This window comes from Polymorphospora rubra (assembly GCF_018324255.1).
GTDB classification, from domain to species: Bacteria; Actinomycetota; Actinomycetes; order Mycobacteriales; family Micromonosporaceae; genus Polymorphospora; species Polymorphospora rubra.
Map to the genome: position 1 here is coordinate 1,657,404 of NZ_AP023359.1, position 24,479 is coordinate 1,681,882.

A 24,479-nucleotide genomic window follows, 5' to 3' on the forward strand; every position below is an offset into this window, starting at 1 on the left:
GACGGCCCGCGCCTCACCGTGCGGTGAGGCGGGCGACGACCGGGCGCAGGGCGTCGACGACGTCCGGGGCGGTGACCGGGCCGTGCCGGGCGGCCTCCCGGCCGGCCAGCCCGTGCAGGAAGGCGGCGGCCACGGCGGCCCGCTCCGGTGCCACCCCGGCCGCCAGCAGCGACCCGAGGAGGCCGGCGAGTACGTCACCGGTGCCGCCGGTGGCCAGCGCGGGGCTGCCGGTCGGGTTGACGTACGCCCGGCCGTCCGGGGTCGCCACCACCGTCCGGTCGCCCTTGAGCAGGACGACCGCGTTCATCCAGGCGGCCAGGCGCAGTGCGGCGCCGACCCGGTCGGAGCCGGCGGCCGCGCCGCAGAGCCGGGCGAACTCGCGGTCGTGCGGGGTGACCACGGTCGGCGCGTCGCGCCCGCGCAGCCGACCAGCGTGGCTGCCGTCGACGAGCATGGTCAACGCGTCGGCGTCGAGCACCGCCGGCACCGGTGCGGCGAGCACCGAGCGCAGTTCGGCCGCTGCCGCCTCCCCGCTACCGAGACCGGATCCGCAGACCCAGGCCTGCACCCGACCGGCGTCGGCGACCCGGCCGGTGGCGATCACGGAGGGATGCTGGTGCAGCACCTCGGCCGCGGCGCCGCCCGCGTACCGGACCAGGCCGGTCGGGCCGGCGAGCGCGCCGCCGACGGACAGTACGGCGGCGCCGGGATAGGTGGCCGATCCGGTGGCGACCCCGACCACGCCGCGGGTGTACTTCTCCGACTCGGGGCCGAGCGCCGGCCACCAGCCCACGATGTCGTCCCACTCGGGGACCAGCAGGGCCGGGGTCGCGCGCAGCCGGTCGCCGAGCCCGATGTCGACCAGGTCGACCTCACCGGCACGCACCGCGGCGGGCCCGACGACCAGGGCCGGCTTGAGGCAGCCGAAGGTGACGGTGACGTCGGCGCGCACAGCCGCTCCGGGCACGTCACCGGTGTCCACCGCGACCCCGCTCGGCACGTCGACCGCGACAACCGTGGGCCGGTCGCCCGCCGACGACCGGAGCGCGTCGAGTTTCGCCACCACGTCGGCGGCGTCGGGGCGCAGCCCGCCGGTGGCGCCGATCCCGACGATCCCGTCGACGACGAGGTCGACCCGGTCCGGCAGCGCGGTGATCAGCCGGCCGCCGGCCGTACGTAGGGCCGCCAACCCCCGTCCGTGGATCCGGTCGGGGGCCAGGGCCAGGGCGGACACCGCCGCACCCCGGCCGGCGAGGGTGGCACCGGCGTAGAGCGCGTCCCCGCCGTTGTTCCCGGCACCGACGAGCAGCAGGACCCGGGCGCCGTAGACCCCGCCACGTCCGGCGAGCAGCAACGCGCAGCGGCGGGCGAGTCCGGCGGCGGCGCGCCGCATCAGGGTGTCCGTCGGCAGACTGGCGATCAGTCCGTCCTCGGCGGCCCGTACGTCGGCCGCCCGCCACGCCGCCCTCATCGCTCGGCCACGACCATCGCGGAGGCGATCCCACCGTCGTGGGAGAGCGAGAGGTGCCAGTGGTTGACGCCGCGTTCGTCCGCCGCGGCGGCGACCGTGCCGGAGACGGTCAACCAGGGCCGGCCGTCCGGGGCGGCGACCACCTCGCAGTCGTGCCAGTGCAGTCCGGCCGGGGCGCCGAGCGACTTCGCCACCGCCTCCTTGGCCGCGAACCGCGCGGCCAGGGACTCCGGCGACCGCGGGTTGCCGGCCCCGGTGTGCCGCTCCGCCTCGGTGAACAGCCGCTCGGCCAGCTGCGGGGTGCGGGCCAGCGCCCGGGCGAACCGCTCGACCAGGACGACGTCGATGCCGACAGCCACGATCACCCGACCACCCTAACGGGCGGCAGGCTATCCGTGCGGTCCGTGGTGGACAAGGCCTGTGGACAACCCGCGGGTACGGCGGTCACCCGGATTCCACAGGGTTCCCGCCACGCGACCGTGGCCACCTAGCGTCGACGGCAACGACGTCCGGGGAGGTTCCCATGACCGACGGTTCCATCCGGGTGCGGATCGCCGCACTGCGCCGCGCCGCCGGCGAGTCGACCGGCACGGCGTACCGGCTCGGTCAGGGGCTCGGCGCGACGCCGGGGCTGGTCGTCACCGCCCCGGGCTGGGCCACCACCGCCGCGCTGGCGCACGTCGAGGCGGCGGTCCACCGGTCGCTGACGGTGCTCGGCGGCCGGACGGCGGACACCGCCGACGCGCTGCGCCGGTCCGCCGACGGCTACGAGGCGGCCGACGACCGGGCGGCGCGACGCATGGCCGGCATCGGATGATCGGCTACGCGCAACTGTGGGCCGCCGATCCGGCCGCCTGGCGGTCCGCCGGGACGGCCTGGCGCGGCCTCGTCACGATGGTGCGGCGGCGGACGGCGGAGGTCGCCCGGACCCGGTCGGCGTTGACCGACGGCTGGGCCGGGCGGGCGGCCGGTGCCGCGGAAACCCGGCTCGACACACTGCGTGACGCGGTCGGGGCCACCGCACCGGTCCTGATGGAGGTCGACCAGATCCTGGCCGAGTTCGCCACCCTGCTGGTCCGGGCGAAGGCGCTGCTCGACGCCGCCGTGCGCGGCGCGGCCGTCAGCCGGGTGCTGGTCGACCGGTACGGCGGCGTGTCGCTCGATGCCGGCGTGCCGCAGGTCGATCCGCGCGCCGGCGCGGCCGTGCTCCGGGTCGGGGCGGAGATCCGGGCCGCGCTGGAGTTGGCCACCCGGGCCGACCGGGAGGCGGCCCGGCGGCTCGGCGACCTCGCCACCGCGGTGGTGACCGGTTGGACGGCCGAACCACCGCCGGGCCGCCCGGCCGGCGATGCCGACCCGGCCTCCGTACGCCGGTGGTGGAACGGGCTCACCCCCGCGCAGCGGCGCTGGCTCGTACTGCACGAGCCGGCACTGGTCGGCGGCCTCGACGGAGTGCCGGTGGCCGCCCGTGACCAGGCCAACCGGCTGCTCCTGCCGCAACTGCGGGCCGACCTGCTCGCCCGCCAGACGGAACTGCTGACGACCCGGCCCCGGCTGCCCGCCAACCATCTCGAGGTGCTGCGGATCGACGCCAACCTGGGCGGTCTGGACGCGATCGAGGCACGACTCACCGCGGAGAGCGGCCCCCGGGCCTACCTGCTCGGCCTGGACCCGACCGGTGACGGGCGGACCGTCGTCGCGCTCGGCGACCCGGACCTCGCCGACCACGTGGTCACCTACGTGCCGGGGATGACCTCCGACCTGCCCGGCGCCGACGGGGAGTTGGGCCGGGCGGAGCGGATCCTCGCCCGGGCCGCCGAACTCGCCCCCGGCCAACCGGCGGCGGCGGTGCTGTGGCTGGACTACGACGCGCCGGACTTCGTGCACGAGGCCCACCGCGCGTCGTACGCCCACGACGCCGGGCCGGCCCTGCACCGGTTCCAGGAGGGCCTGCGGGTCAGCCACGAGGGCGGGCCGGCCCACCACACGGTGGTCGGGCACAGCTACGGCTCGTTGGTGGTCGGGGCGGCGGCACGTGACCACGGCCTCGCCGCCGACGACCTGGTCCTCGTCGGGTCACCCGGGGTCGGCGTCGACCACGCCCGCGACCTCGGGCTGCCGCCGGAGCGGGTGTGGGCGAGCACGGCCGGCAACGACGTGATCCGCTACGTGCCGTCGGCCCGCGCGTTCGCCGGCGATCTGGCGCTCAGCGTCGCGGTGCCCGGCATCGGGCCGGTGCTGGCGTTCAGCCGGCCCGGTGACGACCTGTGGTTCGGCCACGATCCCAGCGACCGTGACTTCGGCGGGCGGGTCTTCGCGAGCGACCCGGACGGGCACACCGGCTACTGGGACCACGACAACCGGGCGCTGGACGCCATGGCCCGCATCGCGCTCGGCGACGCGGGCCGGCTGCCACCTACTCCACGGTGACCGATTTGGCCAGGTTGCGGGGCTGGTCGACGTCGTGCCCGCGGGCGTCGGCGACCGCGCAGGCGAAGACCTGCAACGGCACGCTGGTGACCAGCGGCGCGAGCAGGGTCGGCGTACGCGGCACGTAGATCACGTGGTCGGCGAAGGGCAGGACCGCCTCGTCGCCCTCCTCGGCGATCACGATCGTGCGCGCACCGCGGGCCCGCACCTCCTGGATGTTCGACACGATCTTGTCGCGGAGCATGCCCCGGCCGGCCGGGGACGGGACCACGCAGATCACCGGGGTGCCCTTGTCGATCAGGGCGATCGGGCCGTGCTTCAGCTCACCGGCGGCGAAGCCCTCGGCGTGCATGTACGCCAGCTCCTTGAGCTTGAGCGCGCCCTCCAGGGCGACCGGGTAGCCGACGTGCCGGCCGATGAACAGCACCGTGCCGGCGGTCGACAGGTCCCGGGCCAGCTGCCGTACCGGCTCCATGGCGGCGAGCACCGTACGCAGCTTGTCCGGCACCTCCTGGAGCTGGTCGACGACGGCCGCCACCTCGTCGGCGTACTTGACGCCCCGGACCTGGGCCAGGTGCAGGCCGATCAGATAGCAGGCCACGAGCTGGGTGAGGAACGCCTTGGTCGAGGCGACCGCGATCTCCGGCCCGCTGTGGGTGTAGAGCACCGCGTCGGACTCGCGCGGGATGGTGGACCCGTTGGTGTTGCAGATCGCCAGCACCCGGGCCTTCTGCTCCTTGGCGTGCCGCAGCGCCATCAGCGTGTCCATCGTCTCGCCGGACTGCGAGATCGCCACCACCAGCGTCGACCGGTCGAGCACCGGGTCCCGGTAGCGGAACTCGCTGGCCAGCTCGACCTCGCAGGGGATGCGGGTCCAGTGCTCGATCGCGTACTTCGCCACCAGGCCGGCGTGGTAGGCGGTGCCGCAGGCGACGATGAAGACCTTGTCGACGTCGCGCAGGTCCTGGTCGCTGAGGCGGACCTCGTCGAGCAGGATCTCGCCGGTCTCGGTGAGCCGGCCGAGCAGCGTGTCGGCGACCGCCTGCGGCTGCTCGGCGATCTCCTTGAGCATGAAGTAGTCGTAGCCGCCCTTCTCGGCGGCGGACGCGTCCCAGTCGATGTGGAAGTCCTTGCCGGCGGCCGGCCGGCCGTCGAAATCGGTGATCTCGATGCTGTCGGCGGTGATCAGCACGACCTGGTCCTGGCCCAGCTCGACCGCCTCGCGGGTGTGCTCGATGAACGCCGACACGTCGCTGGCAAGGAAGTTCTCCCCCGTGCCCCGGCCGACCACCAGCGGCGAGTTGCGCCGCGCGCCGACCACCGCGCCGGGGATGGCGGCGTCGGCGGCGAGCAGGGTGAAGGCCCCCTCCAGCCGGACACACACCTGGCGCATGGCGGCCGCGAGCAGCTGCGGGCCGTCCGGCGCCCCGCCCGCCCGCAGCTCGGCGAGCGCACCGGCGAGCAGGTGGGCGGCGCACTCGGTGTCGGTGTCGCTGGTGAACTCGACGCCGTCGGACTCCAGCTCGTCCCGCAGCTTCGCGAAGTTCTCGATGATGCCGTTGTGGATGACGGCGACCCGGCCGTCGCGGGCCACGTGGGGATGGGCGTTGCGGTCGGTCGGGCCGCCGTGGGTGGCCCAGCGGGTGTGGCCGATGCCGGTCGTCCCGTCACCGATGCCGAGGACCGGCCCGGTGCCCTCCGGATCGGCGATGCCCCGCTCGGCGAGCGCCTTCTCGAGGTTGGCCAGCTTGCCGGCCCTCTTCTCGGTCAGCAGCTCGCCGTCACCGACGACCGCCACGCCGGCCGAGTCGTAGCCGCGGTATTCCAGCCGCCGCAGGCCGTCCAGCACGATGCTCAGCGCCGGGCGGGCGCCGACGTACCCCACGATTCCACACATGGGCAGCAGCGTAGCGGAAAAGCACTCACCCTGGTTGCGCGAAAGTGCCCTTATCAATCATCCGACTTGATTGAGACGGGCATCCGGGACACGTCCCGCGGCGGTGCCTGCAGGGTCGCTCCCGCCGATCCCGGGATCAACCGGACGCCCCGTCCGCCACCCCGCCCCACCACCCCGGCCCCGGCCCGGGTCACGGCCGCCCCGGGGCGCGGGCATCGACGGGGCTGACCGGGCGCGTCTAGGGTGGTCCGGTGAGCACCACAGCCAGCACCGACCCCGCGTCCGGCACCGACCCCCTGGTACGGCGGATGCGCCCGTTCGGCACGACGATCTTCGCGGAGATGTCGGCGTTGGCGGTCCGGACCGGCGCGGTCAACCTGGGTCAGGGCTTCCCCGACACCGACGGGCCACCGGAGATGCTCGCCGCGGCGGCCGAGGCACTGCGCACCGGCCACAACCAGTACCCGCCCGGGCCGGGCATCCCGGCACTGCGCGCCGCCGTCGCCGCCCACCAGCGCCGGTTCTGGGGTCTCGACTACGACCCCGACGGCGAGGTGCTGGTCACCGCCGGGGCCACCGAGGCCATCGCCGCCGCCATCCTCGGCCTGTGCGAGACCGGCGACGAGGTGGTCACCTTCGAGCCCTACTACGACTCGTACGCGGCCTCGATCGCCCTGGCCGGGGCCGTCCGCCGGCCGGTGACGCTGCGCCCCTCGACCGACGGCCGGTACGCCTTCGACCCCGATGAACTGCGTGCCGCCTTCGGCCCACATACCCGTCTCGTGCTGCTCAACTCACCGCACAACCCGACCGGCAAGGTCTTCACCCGCGAGGAACTGACCCTGATCGCGGCGCTGTGCCAGGAGTACGACGCGTACGCCGTCACCGACGAGGTCTACGAACACCTGGTCTTCTCCGACGCCGGCTCGACACACGTACCGCTGGCCACCCTGCCCGGCATGCGGGAACGCACGTTGCGGATCTCGTCCGCGGGGAAGACGTTCTCGTGCACCGGCTGGAAGATCGGCTGGGTCAGCGGCCCGGCCGCACTGGTGTCCGCGGCGATGCGGGTGAAGCAGTTCCTGACCTTCGTCAACGGCGGGCCGCTGCAACCCGCGGTCGCGGTGGCGCTCGGCCTTCCCGACAGCTACTACGAGGGGTTCCGGGCCGGCCTGGAGGCGCAGCGCGACCAGCTCGCCGAGGGGCTGGTCGACGCCGGCTTCGGGGTGCTCCCGTCGGAAGGCACCTACTTCGTCACCACCGACATCACCCCGCTCGGCGGCGTCGACGGCGTGGAGTTCTGCCGGTCGCTGCCGGAACGCTGTGGCGTGGTCGCCGTACCCACCCAGGTCTTCTACGACGACGTGGCGGCAGGCCGGCACCTGGTCCGGTTCGCCTTCTGCAAACGCCCGACCGTGCTCACCGAAGCCGTCACCCGCCTACGCCGCATGGCGCACTGACCGCGCCGCTCCCGCCACCCGCACGCCCGGATTTCGGGTTGATCAAGGACAGAGCGTGCCCGTCCTGCGAGGTTTGTCGCGCAGCTACTCCTTGATCAACGTGCGCGCCCACCCACCCCCGGGGCGGGTGGGCGCAGGAGGCCAGGTCAGGCCGGGCTGGCCTGGCGGACCTCGGCGGCGATCCGCTCCGCCACCTCGCGGGCGGTCCCCTCGGTGGCCGCCTCGACCATCACACGTACCAGCGGCTCGGTCCCCGACGGGCGCAGCAGCACCCGACCGGTCTCCCCCAACTCGGCCTCGGCCCGCTCCGCCGCGGCCACCACGGCCGGCGCGGTCGCGCCCACGGTACGGTCGCCGACCGGCACGTTGACCAGCACCTGTGGCAGCTTCGTCACCACCGACGCCAGGTCGGCCAGCGACCGCCCGGTGGCGGCCATCCGCGACATCAGATGCAGTCCGGTCAGCACCCCGTCGCCGGTGGTGGCGTACGCGGGCACGATGATGTGGCCGCTCTGCTCGCCGCCCAGGGCCAGCCCGGACGCGCGCAACTCCTCCAGGACGTACCGGTCACCGACCCGGGTCTCGACCAGCCGGATGCCCTCACGCGACATGGCGAGACGCAGCCCGAGGTTGCTCATCACGGTGGCGACCAGGGTGTCCTCGGTCAGCGTGCCGGCCTCGCGCATGGCCAGCGCGAGGATCGCCATGATCTGGTCGCCGTCGACCTCCTCGCCGTCGGCGGTCACCGCGTGGCAACGGTCGGCGTCGCCATCGTGGGCGAGGCCGAGGTCCGCGCCGTGCTCGACCACGGCCGCCCGGACGACGTCGAGGTGGGTGGACCCGCAGCCGTCGTTGATGTTGAGCCCGTCGGGTTCGGCGTGGATCGCGATGACCTCGGCGCCGGCCTCCTTGTAGGCCACCGGCGCGATGTCCGCGGCCGCGCCGTTGGCGCAGTCGACGACGACCTTGAGGCCGTCGAGCCGGTGCGGCACCGAGCCGACGAGGTGCTGTACGTAGTGGTCGGCGCCGTCCAGCAGGTCGTGGACCCGGCCGATGCCGGCACCGGTGGGCCGTTCCCAGGCGGTGGCGGCGTTGGCCTCGATCGCGGCCTCGATCCGCATCTCGACCTCGTCGGGCAACTTGTGGCCGCCGGCCGCGAACAGCTTGATCCCGTTGTCGGGCATCGGGTTGTGCGACGCCGAGAGCATCACGCCGAGGTCGGCCTTTGTCTCGCCGACCAGGAAGGCGACACCGGGGGTGGGCAGGACGCCGACCCGCAGCACGTTGGCGCCGGCGCTGGCCAGCCCCGCCACGACGGCGGCCTCCAGCATCTCGCCACTGGCCCGGGGGTCCCGGCCGACGACCGCCAGCGGAGCGTGGCTGCGGTCGGACTCGGCGAGGGTGTGCGCCGCGGCGACGGCGATCGCGAGCGCCAATTCGGGTGTGAGGTCGGCGTTCGCCTTCCCACGTACCCCGTCCGTGCCGAACAACCGACCCATGCGTGAGACCTCCGGAAGCACCAGCGATGAGGAAGGAACACCAACGATGAGGAAAAACGGAAACGGCCGGGTACGCCACCAAACCGGGGGCGGACCCGACCGTCCGTCAGAGGTACAAGTGCGCTGAGCTGATCAGCGCTTGGAGTACTGAGGCGCCTTGCGGGCCTTCTTGAGACCGTACTTCTTGCTTTCCTTGACCCGGGCGTCCCGGGTGAGGAAGCCGGCCTTCTTCAGAGCGGGCCGGTCGTCGAGGTCGTTCGCGCACAGGGCACGGGCGATGCCGAGCCGGAGCGCCCCGGCCTGGCCGGTGATGCCGCCGCCACGCAGGTTGGCGATGACGTCGAAGACCTCGGTCTTCTCGGCGGTCACCAGCGGCTCCTTGATCAGCTGCTGGTGCACCTTGCTCGGGAAGTACGCCTCGAGGTCGCGCCCGTTGCAGGTGATCTTGCCGGTGCCGGGGACGATACGGACCCGGACGATGGCCTCCTTGCGGCGGCCCACGGTCTGGATCGGGCGGTCGCCGCGCGGCGCCCGCGCAACGGGGGCGGCAGTCGTGGCGGGCACCACTACCTCGGCGACGGCCGTCGGGCTGGGCGCGGTGGTGTCGGTCATGCTGCTTCCTTCGTCCGCGCTCACTGCGCGATCTGCTTGATCTCGAACGGCACCGGCTGCTGCGCGATGTGCGGGTGCTCGGCACCAGGGTAGACCTTCAGCTTCTTGATCAGCTGCCGGCCGAGCCGGTTGTGCGGGAGCATGCCCTTGACGGCCAGCTCGATGGCCCGCTCGGGACGCTTGGTCAGCAGCTCGTCGTAGCCGACCTGCTTCAGACCACCGGGGTAACCCGAGTGGCGGTAGGCCACCTTGGTCTGCCGCTTGTTGCCGGTCAGCGCGACCTTGCCGGCGTTGACGACGACGACGAAGTCGCCGGTGTCAACGTGCGGCGCGAAAGTGGGCTTGTGCTTACCACGCAGCAACGTGGCGACGTGGGTGGCCAGACGGCCCAGCACGACATCAGAGGCGTCGATGACGTGCCACTGACGCTCGATCTCACCCGGCTTCGGGCTGTACGTACGCACAGGTCTACCTTGTCTCGTCGTCGGTCTGGGTCTTCGTCAGCGCTGTGTTGACCGCGCGTCAGGCATGAATCGCACGAATGACGCGGTACGGATCACACGCACACAGATCACACGGACGACAAGCGTACCCACGGGTACGCCTAAACGGCTGTCGTGCACAACAGCAGGCAACGATACCCGGTGGCCCGATGCACGGTCAAAACGGGGACCGCCGCCGCCGACCCCGTTCCGGTGGGCACGGGAGTCCCGCGCTCCCCGGCCTGACCCGCGCCGTGGCCACCGCTCTTAGCAGGCGCGAAACAATCGGGACGCTCCGGCGAAACCGCCCGGCGGCACGCTTCCGTCATGACAGGCAGTGCACACGCTGCGACGCAGCCGGACCGGAGGAACCCGGGCGTCACCGCGTACCGCACGCGCCGACCACGGAAGACCTCGCCAGGGTTGAGGACGGACCTGGCGAGGGCCGCCCGGCCGGGTTGCCGGTCCGGCGGCCAGCACCGACCCCGCGGCGTCGGGTCGGTCGGTCCGGGACCTCGTGACAGGCCCCGGGCCGAACTCGGAGAGCCGTGGCGGGCCACGGCAGAGGGCGTGGCCGGACACGCAGGCGTCACGTGGGAGCGGGTCGACGCCGAGGACGGCGTGCTCCGGCCGGGTCCGTCGGTGGACCGTCGCGGCACGTCACGGCTCTCCGGGACACACCTCGCCGGGGCCGGCCGCCCGCCCGCCGGCCGACCCCCGAATGACACGTCGACCGACACCGGCCGGATGGTGGCAACTGCCGGTGGCGACGCCACCAGCGGGCCGGCGGCGACGCGGTGAGCGACGAACTCGCCGGTTTCACCGTCGGCGTCACCGCCCACCGCCGCCGCGACGATCTGGCCACCATGCTCGAGCGCCACGGTGCGCGGGTGGTGCTCGCGCCGGCCCTGCGCATCGTGCCGCTGGCCGACGACACCGAGCTGCGCGCCGCCACCCGGGCCTGCCTGGACAGCCCGCCCGACATCGTCATCGTCAACACCGGCATCGGAATGCGCGGCTGGCTGGAGGCGGCCGACGGCTGGGGGCTGGGCGAACCGCTGCGCGCCGTACTCGGGTCCGCGCACGTCGTGACCCGCGACCCGCAGGCGGGCCGCGCGGTGCGGGCGGCCGGGCTGCGGGTCGGGTGGTCGCCCGGCTCGGAGGGGCACGACGAGATCGTCGAGCACCTGCGGGGGCGGGGCATCGCCGGCCGGGTGGTCGCGATGCAACTGCACGGCGAACGGCAGCCGGACCAGACGACCGCCCTGGAAGCCGCCGGGGCCGTCGTGATCGAGGTACCGGTGTACCGCTGGGCACCGCCGATCGACCCGGCTCCGCTGCACCGCCTGGTCGACCTGGTCACCGGTCGGCTCGTCAACGCGGTCACGTTCACCTCGGCGCCGGCCGTGGACGCGCTGCTGCGGGCCGCCGGCGCGAACGGCGACGCGGTACTCGACGCGCTACGGTCCGACGTACTGGCCAGCTGTGTCGGCGCGGTGACCGCCGCCCCGCTACGCCAGCACGGGGTGCCGGTCGTGACCCCGAGCCGGGCCCATCCGGCCGCGCTCGTCCACGCCCTGGTCGACGAACTGCCCCAACGGGCGATCAGCCTGAAGGTCGGCGGCCACACGCTCGTTCTGCGCGGGCACGCGGCGGTGATCGACGGCGAACTGCGTCCGCTCGCGCCGGCACCGATGGCGGTGCTGCGGGCCCTCGCCGCGACCCCGGGCCGCGTGCTGTCGAGGTCGGCCCTGCTCCGTACGCTGCCCCGCGGCGCCGACGAGCACGCGGTGGAGATGGCGGTGGCCCGGTTGCGGGCCGGCCTGGGCACCCCGGGTGTGGTGCAGACGGTGGTGAAGCGCGGCTACCGCCTGCCGGTGGACTGAGCCGCCGACAGGCGCAACCGGCGGCCCGACGGCGCGGACCCGACCCGAACGGACCGCGCCGCCGGGCCGGATCCGGGCGGGTCAGCCGACCGGGGTGGGATGTCCCCGGTCGTGCTGGGCCCGCAACCTCGCCATCGCATGTTCGACGACGTTGACGAGGACGTACTTCACCGAGTCACGCTGCCGGGCGTCGCAGGTGACCATCGGCACGTGCGGTGCGATGGCCAGCGCCTCCCGGATCTCCTCCGTCGCGTAGCGGGCCCCGCCGTCGAAGTGGTTGAGTGCCACGACGTACGGCAGTCCGCGGTTCTCGAAGTAGTCGAGCGGTGCGAAGGCGTCGGTGATGCGGCGGGTGTCCACGAGGACGGCGGCCCCGACGGCACCACGGATGATCTCGTCCCACATGAACCAGAAGCGGGTCTGCCCGGGGGTACCGAACAGGTAGAGGATCAGGTCCTCGGCCATGGTGATACGACCGAAGTCCATGGCGACCGTGGTTGTCTCCTTGCCAGGCACCTTCGACGGGTCGTCGATGCCGACACCAGCCGCGGTCATGACGGCCTCGGTGGTCAGCGGAGTGATCTCCGAGACCGCTCCGACCAGCGTCGTCTTGCCCACACCGAAGCCACCAGCGACAACGATCTTTGCCGAGGTGATCCCCCGGTTGCGTTGCGGCGGTTGGGCTCTGGCCGGGTCATAGCCTGCGAAGTCCACTAAGTACCCTTTCAAGCAGTTCCATCCGCTCCTCGTAGACCTCGGACGAAGCGGGAGTGTGAAGCGTCAGCAGGCCGTCGGCCACCATGTCCGCGACCAGTACCCGGGCCACCCCCAGAGGCAGGCGGGTGTACGCCCCGATCTCCGCGAGGGACAGCGGGCGTCCCTCGCAGACCGATGCGATCCGGTGTTTGTCGTGCCCGGCGAACCGGGATTCCTGGACCCCGGCCGCCGTTGCCGTGATCACCGCCTCGATGGCGATGTGCTGGCGGGGTTCGGTACGGCCGCGGGTGACCGCATACGGTCTGACCAGTGACCCGCGCGGATCCTCGCGTGGCTGCCCCATCGTGCGGTCACCTCCTCTTCTTCCGGTGCGGCGTCACCGTTGCCGGGCTGTCATCAAACTGTTCGGTGTCACGGTGCTCAGGCCCGCGGCGCGACAGCTTCGCGGGGCAGCGGGATCAGCGCCGCCCCGACCCGCTCGACCAGCAGCGCCATCTCGTATCCGACCTGGCCGACGTCACAGCTACGGGCGGCGAGCACCGCCATCGACGAACCGTCGCTGATGGACATCAGGAAGAGATAGCCGCTGTCCATCTCGATGACCGTCTGCAGCACCCCCCCGGCGCTGAACATCCGGGACGCGCCGTCGGTCAGGCTGACGACGCCGGACGTGATGGCGGCGAGCTGGTCGGCCCGGTCCGCCGGAAGGTCCCGCGACGAGGCGAGAAGCAGGCCGTCGGCCGAAACGGCGACCACGTGAGCGATTCCGGCCACGCTGTCGGCGAAATTGCTGAGCAGCCAACCCATGTCCTGCATAGCTGCTGGCCTGTTCATCAGCTGGTCTCCTTGTTATCGGTGCTACCGAACTGCTCGTTGCCGGCGGTCCGGCCGCGCTGCACTCCGCGGTGGTATGCGGACAGCAGACCGCGGACCTCGTCCGGGGTCCGCCGGGCACGGTCCCGGCTGTTGTTGGCTTCGACGCCGCCCGGCACGAGCTGGGCCTGCGGTACCCGCTTGGGCAGACCCGAACGGGTGGTGCCGGCGGCCTCCGGCTCGGCCGCCCGGGTGGCCCGGGACCAGCCCTCGTCGGCCGCCGTACGCCAGCCCGCGTCACCACCACGCTGCTGCGGTACGGCGGGCGGCGGGGTGGCCGCGAGCGGCTGCGCCGGGGCGACCGGCTCCGCGGGAGCGGCGGGCGGCGGGGTGGCCGCCGACTGCGGGTATGCCCGCTGCGGATACGACTGCTGCGGCTCCGCGCTGGGCGGCGTCGACTGCCCGGGAGTACGGGCCGGTAGCGGCGCCCGGGTCGGATCGCCCGCGCCGAAGCTGCCGTTGCCGCCGGGCATGCCCCGGCCGGCGATCGGCCCGCTGGCCACCGGCGGTGCCGTTGCCGGTGGCGGCGGCGAGTCGTAGCCACCCGGCGGCACCTGGAAGATCTCCGTCGACGCCGATCCGTGCGAGCGGAACCAGACGGCCTCCATCTCCCGGAAGATCGGCATCTCGGCCGCGTCCTCGGGTCGGGGCGGCAGCGGAGGCACACTCGACGGTGGGGGTGCCGCCTGGGCCGGTACTACAGGGGGCGCGACCGGGGCGGCGGGCGGCGGCTGGGTCGGCGTGAAGCCGGCCGCAGGTCCCGCGGGCAGCCCCGCGATCGGTCCTGCCGGCAGCCCGGCCACCGGGGGCAGGGCGTGTGGCGTGGCCGGAACGACGCCCCCTCGGGCCGTCGCGGCAGGGACTGCTGTACGGCCGGATAGGCGACCGTCGGCGTACCGACGCTGGGCGGCGCCGACACCGGCGGAACGGCCGGCGCCGGAGGGGTGATCGGAGCCTGTGGAACGGCCGGCGCGAATGGCGCGGGCGGGATGGCGTGGGGCGCCTGCGGAGTGCGGACCGGCAGTGCGGGCGGCGCCAGGCTGGGCTGGGCGGCGGTCGGCTCGGCCACCGCCGGCAGCGCGGCGGTGACCGGGGGCACCGTGCTGCGCGGCTGTGCCGGCGCGTCCCACGTGGCGGGCTGCTGCGGGCGCCATTCGTCCGGCAGGGTCGCGGACGAGGTACGCGCGCCGTTGACCGGCGCCATCGTGTCCGACCAGCCCGAGCCGGCGGCCGGCGCGGGGGGCACGGGGGCCGGGGCCGAGTCCACCGCGAGCGGCTGCCGCGGCCGGGGCAGCATGTTGTCCTGCTGGCCACGGGTGGGCAGCACGACGATGGCGGCGGGCAGGGTGACCTGTGCGACGGTGCCGCCCTCGACGTTGCGCCGCAGTTCGACGCGGATCTCGTAGCGGTGGGCGAGCCGGCTGACGACGGCCAGACCCATCAGGCGGAACGCCGCCACGTCGACGGTGGGTGGCTCGGCCAGCCGTCGGTTGAGCGAGTCCATCTGGTCCGCGCTCAGCCCGAGGCCCCGGTCCTCGACCTGGATGACCACGTAGTCACGGATCCGGCGGGCGTCGGCGACGACGGTGGTGTGCGGCGGCGAGAACCGGGTCGCGTTGTCGAGCAGTTCGGCGACGAGCCGTACGACGTCGTTGACGGCCTGGGCGGCCACCGAGATGTCGGTGTCGACGGTGCCGAACTCGATCCGGTTGTAGAGCTCCACCTCGGACTGGGCGGCCCGCAGGATGTCGACCAGCAGGGCGTCGTCGCGCCGTGGCGCGGTCGAGTCGGCACCGGCCAGCACGAGCAGGTTCTCGTCGTTGCGGCGCATCCGGGTGGCGAGGTGGTCCAGTTCGAAGAGCTGGGCCAGGCGCTTCGGGTCCTCCTCCCCGCGCTCGATCATGTCGAGCTCGCCGATCATCCGGTCGACCAGGGTCTGGCTCCGGCGGGCCAGGGTGAGGAACATCGCCGAGACGCTGGTCCGCAGGGCCGCCTGCTCGGCCGCGATCCGGACCGCCTCGCGGTGGACCACGTTGAACGCGGACGCCACCTGGCCGACCTCGTCGCGGTTGTCCAGCTTGATCGGGTCCCGGACCTGGCGCACGATCTCGTCGACGCCGCCTTCACCGATGCTGCGTACGTCACGCAGCCGGCTGACCGCGTCGGGCAGGTCGTGGTTGGCCACGCTGAGGGCGCCTTCACGCAGCTTGCGCAGCGAGCGGTTGAGCGACCGGGCCAGGATCACGGCCAGCACGATGGCGAGGACCAGGGTGACGAAGACGATCACGGCTTCGGTGATGGCCTGCCGGATGACCGTGGCGGTGACCTCCTCGGCCTCGGCGAGGAGGTCCGACTCGAGCTGGATCTCCGCCCACCGCATCAGGTCGTTGACCGCGCCGATGGTGTTGGAGGCGTCGACGGCCGTGATCAGCGCCTCGCCGCCGACCGACCGGGTCAGCTCGGTGGAGGTCTGGTCGGCCAGCACGACGGCGTCACCGGTGACGGTGAACTCGACCAGGTTCTGCTGCTCGGGGGTGGCGGCCAACGAGAAGGCCAGGAGCGCTTCCTGCTGGCTGGTGAGGGTGGCCACGAAGGACGAGTACTGCTCCTCGTCGAGCTGCCCGGAGGTCAGCGCGGCGAAGGCGACCGCCTGCTCTTCCGCGGTGGCGGCCTTGGCCTTGATGAACGCGGCGACCGCGCGGAGGCTGCGGCCGACGCCGTCGTCACCGGAGAGCTGGGCGAGCGCGTCGGTGTACGAGACCAGGTCGGTGAGGATCACGCCGTAGCGCAGCACGACCTCGGCGACCGGCATCTCGTCGTTCTCGAGGATCTGCTGGCGGGTGCTGGTGAGGGTGGCGAGATGGCTGTCGATGACGTCGAGCCGGTCGTCGACGGAGGCCGGGATCTCACCGATGGCCCGCCGCTCGGATTCGTAGGCGGCGATCCGCTCGTCGGTGCGGCGGACGGCCAGGTTGAACGCGTCCGCCTGAGGGCTCGGGGCGGCGAGGAGCGCCGCCGCGGCCATCCGTTCCTGGTGGACATCGTGGTTCAGGGCCGAGACGTCGATCGACAGCGCGGTCAGCGAGCGGACGATGCTGGCGGCGTCCGCCTCCTGCACGACGTCGACGAGTCGGATTCCCGCCAGTGCCATGACCGCGGCGACGGGAACGACGAGGATGAGCGCGAGCTTCGAGCGGATCCGGGTGTCCCTCAGCCGGGGGAACCCGCGGCGCCGCGCACCATGCTCCTGCGTGCCATTTCCGGGCAGGCTAGTAGGTCCGGTGCTCACGACATCGCCTCCGTCGTTTTCTCTACGTGTGACCTACCGACCGTTGCCTCCTGCAGCGGATGGCGCCGCACGCGGCACGGCCGCGATTTCATCAGAAGCAGCCCGTCTTGGGAAGCCTCAACTGGGCGGGAATCGGTCGGAGACCGTCGAAGCCCTATTCGAATCACTCAACACCTTCGTTCCCACAACGCCCTGAACAGGTCGGATATCGTCAGAGTGGTGGCATATATCCGCAAAGTAATGGTCTACGGAGGAGACCCCTCGCCAGATTGTGGGATCACTATCCCAGAGTCGAACAGTCGGCCGCTTGACCCGGATACCCCTCCGTTGGCAAGGTTCTCCAGGTTTGAAGGCTTCGCGCAGACCGTACGGTAGACCATCACGTTCCATCCACTGCGGTTCGGTTCAGGTCGACCGGCATCGGCCATGGTTCCCGGCTCCGCCGCGGCATCTCCGCGCAACATGGAGGATTCAGTTGAGGCGCATCCGCTCCGTGAGCATCACGGCGCTCACCGCGGCCGTTCTGGCATCGTCGCTCGCCGGCTGCCAGTTCACCCAGGAAGAACGCGACACACGCGAAATCGTCGTCGGCGCCGACCTGGAGCTGTCCGGCTCCGCGGCGGCGTACGGCGAGGCATACCGACGGGCGCTCGAGCTCAAGGCCGAGCAGCTCAACGAGTCCGGTGTGCTCGGCGACCGCAGAATCCGCGTCGACATCAAGGACAATCGCTCTGACGCGAACGAGTCGCTACGCAACGTCAGCGACTTCGCGAAGAACAACTCGGTCAGCGCCGTCATCATGGGCGGGTGCAGCGAGTGCGCGATCGGCGCGCTCCCGGCCATCACCGAGAACAAGCTGCCCACGGTGGCGCTCGCTCCGGCGAACGACGTCGCGTCACCGGCGGCCGAGCGCCGTTACATGTTCAAGCTCGGGCTCAACGCGGCGGACAGCGCCGCCGCGCTCGTCGGTGAGTTGCGGCGCAAGGAGGTCACCCGGGCCGCACTGCTGCACACCGACGACAGCTACGGCCAGGAAGGCCAGGCGGCGCTGACCGCCGAGTTCCAGAAGGCCAACATCCGGTTGACCCGGACCCAGGCGGTCAAGGCCGACGCCACCAACATCGACTCGGCCGTCCGGTCGGCCGCCAGCGGCAACACCGACGCGCTGGTCGTCTGGACCGGCCCCGAACAGGCGCTCATGGCCGCGTCCGCCGCCCGGCAGGCCAACTTCGACGGTGAGCTCTACTTCGACGCCGCCGCCGCCAGCGGGCTGTTCTTCGGCGGCAACGCGAGCGAGTCCACCAACGGCGCCACGATGGTCTTCACCCAGACGATGGTCATCGACGACGTCATCGCGACCACGCCGGCGAAGGCCGCCCGCAAGCAGTGGTTCCGGGACTACACCGCCCGGTACGGCGGCTACGACGGCATCTCGTCGTTCGCCGCCGACGCCCTCCAGTTGGTGGCCGACTCGGTGCTGGGCGGCGACGGCACCTCCGGCTCCCCCAACCGGGACGGCATCCGCGACGTCCTGGAGACGTCGCAGTTCGACGGGTTGTCCGGGCCGATCCGGATGACTCCCGACAACCACTCCGGCCTGATGCCGCAGGCACTGACCATGCTGGTCGCCCGGAGCGGCCGCTGGCGGCTCGCGGGCTGATCCGGTACACGTCGCAGGGGCCGTCCCATCGGGACGGCCCCTGCGGCCTTCTGTGGCGCGGGTTCGGCCCGCCGTGCTCAGCGCGACGAGGTCGTCTCGCGGACCCAGGGCAGGGCGAGCCGCTCGATCAGCACGAGCGCGAAGTAGAGCACGATGCTCATGAGGGCGATCAGGATGATCGCGGCCCAGGCCGTCGCGCTGTCGCCGACTCCGCTGGTCTGCACGATCTCGTAACCCAGACCGCCCTCGCCGGCCTGGAACTCACCGATGACCGCACCGATCGCGGCCAGCGGCATGGCGACCTTGAGGCCGACGAAGATCTGCGGCAGGGCGGCGGGCAGCCGGACCTTGCGGAACGCCTGCCAGCGTGACGCGTCCAGCGACCTGGCGAGTTCGGCCAGGTCCGCCGGGGTCGAGGTGAGCCCGGTCGCGGTGGACAGCACGATCGGGAAGAAGCAGAGCAGGAAGACCATCGTCAGGATCGGCTTCTGCCCCCAGCCGAGCGAGACGACGAGCAGCGGCCCGAGGGCGATCTTCGGGACCGCGTTGATCGCCACCAGCAGCGGCGAGAACATCCGCTCGACCAGCCGGGAGCTGGCCAGCGCAAGACCGATGAGGACACCCGCGACGGTCGACAGCAGGAAGCCGATGACGGTTTCCAGGGTCGTCGCGAGGGTCGCTTCGAGCAGCCGCGCGGACGCGGCGTTGAACGCCGACAGCACGTCCTGCGGCGGTGGCAGGACCACCGGGTGGATCAGGTTGAACACGGAGGTGACGAGCCACCAGACGGTGAGCGCGACCACCAGCCCGAGCGCCGGCAACCCGACCGCCGCCGCGCTGCCACCGCCCTTGCGCCGTCGTGCCGGGACCACTGCCGGGACCGCCCGGACCTCGGTCAACTCGGCCATCTTTCACTCCTCAGTTCGCCCGGCTCGCGGAGCCGGGGTTCAGTTCGCCCAGCTCGCGGAGCCGGGGTGACGCGAGGGGTACGCCCACCGACGCGGAGCGGTGGACGTACCCCTGTTTCAGGTCGGACCGGTCAGGACTTCGGCGCGAGGTCGAAGTTGATGATCTGCTCGGGCGTGAGGCCCGGCGGGATCGCGCCGGCACCCTGGAGGATGGCGATGCTGCGGGCGATCCGCTCGCTGTCGAGCGTGCCGACCGCGGCACCCGATCCGGCCGACCGGACGTAGGCACCCATCAGCTCGAGCTCGGCCGCCGCAGGGGCAGCCTGCGCGGTGCTGACGTTCTTGTGCAGGATCTCGCCCGCCTCCTGCGGGTGGGCGATGCTGTACTCCAGGCCCTTGAGCAGCGCCTGGGTGAAGCGGCGGACCTTGTCCGGCTCCTCGTTGGCAAGCTTGGTCGAGGTGATCAGCACGTTGCCGTAGAGGTCGGTCATGATGTCGCTGTACGGCAGCACCACCGCGGTCTTCTTGGCGACGCCCTCGACGGTCGGCTTGCCGACGACGAACTGGCCGATGCCCTGCACCTGCCCGCCGGCAAGCGTTCCGATCAGGGTCTGTGCCTGACCGTTGACCCATTCCACCTTGGAGGCGTCGACACCGGCGAGCTTGGCGTACGTCGGGAAGAGGTTACGCACGACCGAGCCGGGGGTGTCGGCGAGCTTCTTGCCTTCCAGGTCCTTGGGGGTGGTGATGCCGTTGCCCTCAAGGGTGATGATCGCGGCCATCGTACGCTGCTGGATGCCGGCGACCGCCACAAAGTCCTTCGCCTGGCCGTTGCCCATCTGGAGCAGACCACCGGTGAGGTCGATGGGGGTAAATTCGGCCTGACCGCCGACGACGGTCTTGATGTTGTCACCAGTGCCGTTGCCGGCCTTGATGTCGACATCGAAGCCGGCTTCCTCGAAGAACCCCTTGTCCTTCGCAACCCAGGCGTACGAGTCACGACCGAAATTGCCGAACGAAGTGAGATATGTCACTTTCTCCAGGGAGCCGTCGCTCCCGGAGCCGTCCGACTCGTTCGAGCCGCTGCAGCCGGACACGACCGCGAGGGCCGTGGCCAACGCCGCGACGGCGATCGTACGGGTGAGCCTTGTCATTGAGACGTTTCCTTCCCAACCAGAGGGGAGTTGTTGAGCCGGTCGGCACCGCGCCGAGGGGTGGCCAGTGCCGCGGTGTGAGGAATGTTCGCGGGCACACTGTACGAGAAGGTCACGATTAGCTCACCCCGCGTATCAGGTTGCGGAACGGCCACAAAATCGCCAGCCCCAGACGTCTAGTGCTTCCCAGCCGATGCGGCTAGCCTGGCCAGGCTGTTGATCCGTTGATGGGAGCCACTCGGGTGATCGAGCTCCACGGGGTGTCCCGAACCTTCACGACCCGCACCGGGACCGTCGAGGCGTTGCGGGGAATCGACCTCGAAATCCGCCAGGGCGAGTTCGTCGCGGTCGTCGGCCGTTCCGGCTGCGGCAAGTCCACATTGCTGCGTCTGGTGGCCGGGCTGTTGCCGGTGACCGATGGCGAACTGAAGGTGGCCGGCGAGCGGGTGACCAAGGCCCGCCGCGACATCGCGATGCTCTTCCAGCGCCCGGCTCTGCTGCCGTGGCGATCCGTTCTCGACAATGTGCTGTTGCCCGTCGAGATCTTCGGTTGGCGCAAGGCCAAGTACGTCGAACGGGCGCACCAACTGCTGGAGATGGCCGGCCTCGCCGGCTTCGAGAAGCGGCTGCCGCACGAACTCTCCGGCGGCATGCAGCAGCGCGTGTCACTGTGCCGCTCGCTGATCGGATCGCCGAAGGTGATGCTGATGGACGAGCCGTTCTCCGCACTCGACGCACTCACCCGCGAGGAGCTGTCGGTCGAACTCCAGCGTGTCCACATGGAAAACCAGGCGACCATCATCTTCGTCACACACTCGATCGACGAGGCGGTTCTGCTCGCCGACCGGGTGGTCGTGCTCAGCCCCCGACCGGGCCGGATCCGCAAGGTGGTCGACATCGACATTCCGCGGCCGCGCAGCCTCGGTCGCAACGCGCACCTGGAAGAGGTCGCCAGGTGCAGCGCCGACCTGCACGAACTCCTGATGGAGCGGGAGCCGTCGGCGACCGCGGGAGTCGGAGGACGATGACGATGCGGGTGACGATCTTCACCGAGCCGCACCGCGGTGCGAGCTACGCCGACCAGCTCCGCTTCGCCAGGGCGGTCGAGGACAGCGGCTTCGAGGGCTTCCTGCGGGCCGACCACTTCCAGTCGATGGGTGCCGACCCGGGGCTGCCCGGCCCGACCGACGCGTGGATCACGCTGGCCGGTCTGGCCCGGGAGACCAGCCGGATCCGGCTCGGCACGCTGGTCACCTCCGTGACGTTCCGGCTGCCCGGCCCGTTCGCCATCCAGGTGGCCCAGGTCGACCAGATGAGTGGCGGCCGGGTCGACCTCGGCATCGGCGCCGGCTGGTACGAGCGTGAGCACCTCTCGTACGGCATTCCGTTCCCCCGCACGGTCGAGCGGTTCGACCGGCTCGAGGAGCAGTTGGCGATCCTGACCGGACTGTGGGCGACGCCGGCCGACGGCCGGTTCAGCTACCACGGCGACCACTACCAGCTGGTCGACGCGCCCGCGCTGCCCCGCCCGGTCCAGACCCCCGGCCCGCCGGTGATCATCGGGGCCGGGGTGCCAAGCGCACGCCCGAGCTGGCCGCCCGCTACGGCGACGAGTTCAACATGCCGTTCAAGTCGGTCGCCGAGACCGCCGAGGCATACGAGCGGGTTTCCGAGGCGGCGGACCGGGTCGGCCGCGCCGAGACCGGCCGTGCGCCGCTGACCCTGTCGGCCGGCATCGTGGTGGCCATCGGCCGCACCGACGCCGAGGCGGAGCACCGGGCGGCACCGCTGCACGTCAAGAGCGCGCTCCCGCCGGAGGACCCGGTGGTGGGCTCCCCCGCCAGGCTCGTCGAGCGGATCGGCGAGTTCGCGGCGATCGGCGCGACGCGGGTGCACCTGCGACTGATCGACATGGCCGACCTCGACCACCTCGAACTCATCGCCGACCAGGTGCTCCCCCAGCTCGACGCGGGGCAGTGACGACGGCGACATCCCCGTCCGACCCGCCCTCACAGGTCGGGTCATGTCCGGACGAAGGGTAGCGATTCACCACGGCTGGCCGTAACGTGCCGGCATGGCCTATCGGACCTGGGGCAAGGTGCTGGTCGCGGCACTCGGCGTCGGCGCACTCGCCGGAGCCGGTCAGCTCGGCATCGCGTACGGGCTGGGGCTCGTACGCCTCGCCCGGGCCTTCGACGGCGCGACGCAGAACCAGTGGCCCGCCCAGCTCGCCTGGGTGACCTGGTTCGCCGTGGTCGCCGCGGTGGCCGGTGGTTTCGCGGCCGAGCGGCTGGCCCGCCGGCACGGGCTCGCCACCCCGATCGGCGCCCGGATCGCGTACGCCGTGGTGGCCGGGATCGGTGCCGCCGCGGTCGCACCACTGGCCATGCTTCCGGCCCGGACGGCGCAGGTGGCGGCGACCGACCCGGTCGGGTCCGTCGGCCTGGCCGCCGTTCTCGGCGCCGCGGTCGGCGCGGGAGCCACCGTCGCGGTGCTCACCCAACGGGCGATCGGCTGGAACGTCGCCGCCTCGATCGGGGCGGTGTGGCTGCTCGCACTGTTCTCGGTGGTTCCGTCGTTGGGTCCGACGGCGGCGTGGGCGGACGTACGTCTCGGGGTGTTCGACCCGACCTGGCTGAGCACCGACGCCGGCCAGCGGCTGGCCCTGGTCACCATGCCGGCACTGGCCCTGGTCGCCGGCGCCGGGATCGGCGTGCTGGCCCGCCTCCGTGGCCACCAGGTCGTGCCGGCCGCCCTGTCGGGGGCGGTCGCGCCGGCGCTGCTCGCCGTCGCCTACCTGCTGGCCGGTCCGGGCGGCTCGGCCGACCGCTACCAGGCCAACCCGTACTGGGCCGCGTTGCTGGCGGTGGTCACCGGCGCGATCGGGTCGGTGCTCGCCGTGCTGACCAGGCTGCCACGCCCGGCCGCCGGCGACGGGTCGCCGGACGCGGTCTCCGCAGCCGGCCGGACCGGCGGCGGTCGACACCGGCTCCAGTTCCGGCGGCCGGTCCCCGGCCAGGCGGCCGCCGCCGACGAAGTGCCGTCCGCCGACCGCCGGGACGGGTCCGATCCCGCCACACCGGCCGGGCCGACCATCCCGACGCAGCCGACCATTCCCACGCAGCCGACCGGCCCGGCACCGGGTCCCGATCCGGCGCCAGCGGCGGAGCCGGCCCGGGCGACGGAGCCGGTGACGGCTCCGCTGGCGGCGCCGGTCAGCGCTGCGGAGAGCACCGTGGTCACCGCCAGCAACCCGTCGATCCCGCAGCCGGCACCGACCGCGACCGTGGCGCCGGTCCTCACGAAACCGGAACCGGCCCGGCCCGCACCCCGCCCGTCCGGGCCGGCGGCCCCGCCCGCGCCCCGCTCACCCGAGCCCGCGGCCCCGCCCGCGCAGCGGTCGCCCGAACCCGTGTCCCGAAAGGCACCCGAGCCGGCGCCCCACCCCGCCCCCCGGTCCGCCCCCGAGCCGGCGCCCCGGCCCACGCTTGAAGCCGTGGCCGGGCCCACGCCCGAACCCGTGCCCCGGCCAACACCCGAACCCGTGACCCGGCCGACACCACCGCCGCACAGCCCGGCGCCGGCCGGTGCGGGCGCGACCGAGCGGGGCACCGCGACGCCCGAACCGGCCCCAACCGTCCCGGCCACCACCACCGAACCGGCCCGCCCGAACTTCGGCACCTCGCTGATCGACCGGATCGAGGCCGGCCTGGACGAGGCCGGACCCGCCACTCCGCCGGCCGATCCGGCCGGCACGGCGACGGCACCGGACGGCAGGGCGGCGGCCGGAGAACGCGGCCGGTCCCGCCGCCGTGGGAAGACAGCCGAGCCGACCGAACCGGCAGCGGTGGCCGGGGTGGACGGCGGGGACACCGATCCCGCCCGGCCACGGCGGGGATTGTTCCGCCGCCGGCCCTCGGCGGCCGACAACCCGGACCAGGGGGCCCAGCCGTCGGCCGACGAGCAGCCCGCCGACGCCTCGACGAAGGGTCGGGGCAGGAAGCCGGCGAAGGCCCAGGACGAGGACTACGTCGACTGGGTCAGTGGGCTCGGGGCGGCCACCGCGGCGGACGGCCGGCCGCAACGTGACCATGGCCCGCGCCTGTCACTGCGTACGTCCGACCGGCCGTCCGGCGAGTGA

20 protein-coding genes and 2 pseudogenes are annotated in these 24,479 nt (G+C 72.6%); 9 read left to right on the forward strand and 13 right to left on the reverse strand.

Annotated features, from left to right (window positions below; all coding sequences use genetic code 11):
* Positions 1-13: 13 nt before the first annotated feature.
* Together Prubr_RS07515 and Prubr_RS07520 are read right to left on the reverse strand one after the other, a co-directional pair.
* Positions 14-1,471 carry an NAD(P)H-hydrate dehydratase gene (locus Prubr_RS07515; protein ID WP_212822903.1) on the reverse strand — a complete coding sequence of 486 codons (1,458 nt, stop codon included), beginning with the start codon at positions 1,469-1,471 and terminating at the stop codon, positions 14-16.
* A complete protein-coding gene (locus Prubr_RS07520) occupies positions 1,468-1,836 on the reverse strand; it encodes a holo-ACP synthase (protein ID WP_212822905.1) in 369 nt (122 codons plus the stop codon). Before Prubr_RS07520 ends, Prubr_RS07515 begins: the two co-directional genes overlap by 4 nt.
* Positions 1,837-1,994: 158 nt before the next feature.
* Between Prubr_RS07520 and Prubr_RS07525 the strand changes: the two genes are divergently transcribed.
* Both Prubr_RS07525 and Prubr_RS07530 read left to right on the forward strand, forming a co-directional pair.
* A complete protein-coding gene (locus tag Prubr_RS07525; protein WP_212822907.1) occupies positions 1,995-2,288 on the forward strand; it encodes a type VII secretion target in 294 nt (97 codons plus the stop codon).
* Positions 2,285-3,901 carry an alpha/beta hydrolase gene (locus Prubr_RS07530; RefSeq protein WP_212822909.1) on the forward strand — a complete coding sequence of 539 codons (1,617 nt, stop codon included), beginning with the start codon at positions 2,285-2,287 and terminating at the stop codon, positions 3,899-3,901. The genes Prubr_RS07525 and Prubr_RS07530 overlap by 4 nt, the downstream gene beginning before the upstream one ends.
* On the opposite strand, the gene glmS is transcribed toward Prubr_RS07530, so the two are convergent.
* Positions 3,888-5,798, reverse strand: coding sequence for a glutamine--fructose-6-phosphate transaminase (isomerizing) (gene glmS, locus Prubr_RS07535; RefSeq protein ID WP_212822911.1), 1,911 nt, complete (start codon positions 5,796-5,798; stop codon positions 3,888-3,890). The two genes, Prubr_RS07530 and glmS, sit on opposite strands and share 14 nt — an antisense overlap.
* Before the next feature lie 251 nt (positions 5,799-6,049).
* Here glmS and Prubr_RS07540 point away from each other — a divergent pair, with 251 nt between their 5' ends.
* On the forward strand, positions 6,050-7,258 hold the full coding sequence (locus Prubr_RS07540; RefSeq protein WP_281425884.1) for a pyridoxal phosphate-dependent aminotransferase: 1,209 nt from the start codon (positions 6,050-6,052) through the stop codon (positions 7,256-7,258).
* Between the two features lie 146 nt (positions 7,259-7,404).
* Here Prubr_RS07540 and glmM read toward each other — a convergent pair whose 3' ends face one another.
* The 3 genes from glmM to rplM all read right to left on the reverse strand — a co-directional run bounded on the left by glmM (position 7,405) and on the right by rplM (position 9,833).
* Positions 7,405-8,757: a phosphoglucosamine mutase gene (gene glmM, locus Prubr_RS07545; protein ID WP_212822913.1), complete on the reverse strand. Its 1,353-nt coding sequence runs from the start codon at positions 8,755-8,757 to the stop codon at positions 7,405-7,407.
* 132 nt (positions 8,758-8,889) lie between these two features.
* Complete coding sequence (rpsI, locus tag Prubr_RS07550; protein WP_246568428.1) at positions 8,890-9,369, reverse strand: 30S ribosomal protein S9; 480 nt, start codon at positions 9,367-9,369, stop codon at positions 8,890-8,892.
* Between the two features lie 20 nt (positions 9,370-9,389).
* Positions 9,390-9,833, reverse strand: a complete 444-nt coding sequence (rplM, locus tag Prubr_RS07555) for a 50S ribosomal protein L13 (protein WP_212822915.1) — start codon at positions 9,831-9,833, stop codon at positions 9,390-9,392.
* A 588-nt stretch (positions 9,834-10,421) separates the two neighbouring features.
* On the opposite strand from rplM, the gene Prubr_RS07560 reads away from it, so the two are divergent.
* On the forward strand, positions 10,422-10,652 hold the full coding sequence (locus Prubr_RS07560) for a hypothetical protein (RefSeq protein WP_212822923.1): 231 nt from the start codon (positions 10,422-10,424) through the stop codon (positions 10,650-10,652).
* A complete protein-coding gene (locus Prubr_RS07565; protein ID WP_212822925.1) occupies positions 10,649-11,737 on the forward strand; it encodes a uroporphyrinogen-III synthase in 1,089 nt (362 codons plus the stop codon). The genes Prubr_RS07560 and Prubr_RS07565 overlap by 4 nt, the downstream gene beginning before the upstream one ends.
* An 81-nt stretch (positions 11,738-11,818) precedes the next feature.
* On the opposite strand, the gene Prubr_RS07570 is transcribed toward Prubr_RS07565, so the two are convergent.
* The 5 genes and pseudogenes from Prubr_RS07570 to Prubr_RS07590 all read right to left on the reverse strand — a co-directional run bounded on the left by Prubr_RS07570 (position 11,819) and on the right by Prubr_RS07590 (position 16,616).
* Positions 11,819-12,451 (reverse strand): GTP-binding protein, encoded by a 633-nt coding sequence (locus Prubr_RS07570; protein WP_212822935.1) that lies wholly within the window; start codon positions 12,449-12,451, stop codon positions 11,819-11,821.
* Complete coding sequence (locus Prubr_RS07575) at positions 12,432-12,797, reverse strand: DUF742 domain-containing protein (protein WP_212822937.1); 366 nt, start codon at positions 12,795-12,797, stop codon at positions 12,432-12,434. The genes Prubr_RS07570 and Prubr_RS07575 overlap by 20 nt, the downstream gene beginning before the upstream one ends.
* A 77-nt stretch (positions 12,798-12,874) precedes the next feature.
* Positions 12,875-13,288: a roadblock/LC7 domain-containing protein gene (locus Prubr_RS07580; protein ID WP_212822939.1), complete on the reverse strand. Its 414-nt coding sequence runs from the start codon at positions 13,286-13,288 to the stop codon at positions 12,875-12,877.
* Positions 13,288-13,773: pseudogene (locus tag Prubr_RS07585) on the reverse strand (ATPase); the annotation flags it as partial. The gene Prubr_RS07580 and the pseudogene Prubr_RS07585, both read right to left, overlap by 1 nt.
* A gap of 251 nt (positions 13,774-14,024) precedes the next feature.
* Positions 14,025-16,616, reverse strand: a complete 2,592-nt coding sequence (locus tag Prubr_RS07590) for a sensor histidine kinase (RefSeq protein WP_246568430.1) — start codon at positions 16,614-16,616, stop codon at positions 14,025-14,027.
* Between the two features lie 475 nt (positions 16,617-17,091).
* On the opposite strand from Prubr_RS07590, the gene Prubr_RS07595 reads away from it, so the two are divergent.
* The gene (locus Prubr_RS07595) at positions 17,092-18,276 is read left to right on the forward strand and encodes an ABC transporter substrate-binding protein (protein ID WP_212822943.1); all 1,185 of its coding nucleotides are present in this window, start codon (positions 17,092-17,094) and stop codon (positions 18,274-18,276) included.
* Between the two features lie 77 nt (positions 18,277-18,353).
* On the opposite strand, the gene Prubr_RS07600 is transcribed toward Prubr_RS07595, so the two are convergent.
* Together Prubr_RS07600 and Prubr_RS07605 are read right to left on the reverse strand one after the other, a co-directional pair.
* Entirely contained in the window at positions 18,354-19,184 is an 831-nt protein-coding gene (locus Prubr_RS07600) for an ABC transporter permease (protein WP_212822945.1), read from the reverse strand.
* Between the two features lie 131 nt (positions 19,185-19,315).
* Positions 19,316-20,338, reverse strand: coding sequence for an ABC transporter substrate-binding protein (locus Prubr_RS07605; RefSeq protein ID WP_212822947.1), 1,023 nt, complete (start codon positions 20,336-20,338; stop codon positions 19,316-19,318).
* Between the two features lie 242 nt (positions 20,339-20,580).
* Here Prubr_RS07605 and Prubr_RS07610 point away from each other — a divergent pair, with 242 nt between their 5' ends.
* The 3 genes and pseudogenes from Prubr_RS07610 (at position 20,581) to Prubr_RS07620 (ending at position 24,479) form a co-directional block, all read left to right on the forward strand.
* Positions 20,581-21,366 (forward strand): ABC transporter ATP-binding protein, encoded by a 786-nt coding sequence (locus tag Prubr_RS07610; protein WP_212822949.1) that lies wholly within the window; start codon positions 20,581-20,583, stop codon positions 21,364-21,366.
* Positions 21,367-21,368: 2 nt separating this feature from the next.
* Positions 21,369-22,318 (forward strand): annotated as a pseudogene (locus tag Prubr_RS07615) (LLM class F420-dependent oxidoreductase).
* Positions 22,319-22,412: 94 nt separating this feature from the next.
* A complete protein-coding gene (locus Prubr_RS07620; RefSeq protein WP_212822951.1) occupies positions 22,413-24,479 on the forward strand; it encodes a hypothetical protein in 2,067 nt (688 codons plus the stop codon).

What these genes read in the sequence shown, in the direction of transcription:
- Prubr_RS07575 (WP_212822937.1), bottom strand. Translation starts at nt 12,797, where the DNA reads ATGGGGCAGCCACGCGAGGATCCGCGCGGGTCACTGGTCAGACCGTAT.
- Prubr_RS07605 (WP_212822947.1), bottom strand. Translation starts at nt 20,338, where the DNA reads ATGACAAGGCTCACCCGTACGATCGCCGTCGCGGCGTTGGCCACGGCC.
- Prubr_RS07515 (WP_212822903.1), bottom strand. Translation starts at nt 1,471, where the DNA reads ATGAGGGCGGCGTGGCGGGCGGCCGACGTACGGGCCGCCGAGGACGGA.
- glmM (WP_212822913.1), bottom strand. Translation starts at nt 8,757, where the DNA reads ATGGGTCGGTTGTTCGGCACGGACGGGGTACGTGGGAAGGCGAACGCC.
- Prubr_RS07620 (WP_212822951.1), top strand. Translation starts at nt 22,413, where the DNA reads ATGGCCTATCGGACCTGGGGCAAGGTGCTGGTCGCGGCACTCGGCGTC.
- Prubr_RS07580 (WP_212822939.1), bottom strand. Translation starts at nt 13,288, where the DNA reads ATGAACAGGCCAGCAGCTATGCAGGACATGGGTTGGCTGCTCAGCAAT.
- glmS (WP_212822911.1), bottom strand. Translation starts at nt 5,798, where the DNA reads ATGTGTGGAATCGTGGGGTACGTCGGCGCCCGCCCGGCGCTGAGCATC.
- Prubr_RS07600 (WP_212822945.1), bottom strand. Translation starts at nt 19,184, where the DNA reads ATGGCCGAGTTGACCGAGGTCCGGGCGGTCCCGGCAGTGGTCCCGGCA.
- rpsI (WP_246568428.1), bottom strand. Translation starts at nt 9,369, where the DNA reads ATGACCGACACCACCGCGCCCAGCCCGACGGCCGTCGCCGAGGTAGTG.
- Prubr_RS07530 (WP_212822909.1), top strand. Translation starts at nt 2,285, where the DNA reads ATGATCGGCTACGCGCAACTGTGGGCCGCCGATCCGGCCGCCTGGCGG.
- Prubr_RS07525 (WP_212822907.1), top strand. Translation starts at nt 1,995, where the DNA reads ATGACCGACGGTTCCATCCGGGTGCGGATCGCCGCACTGCGCCGCGCC.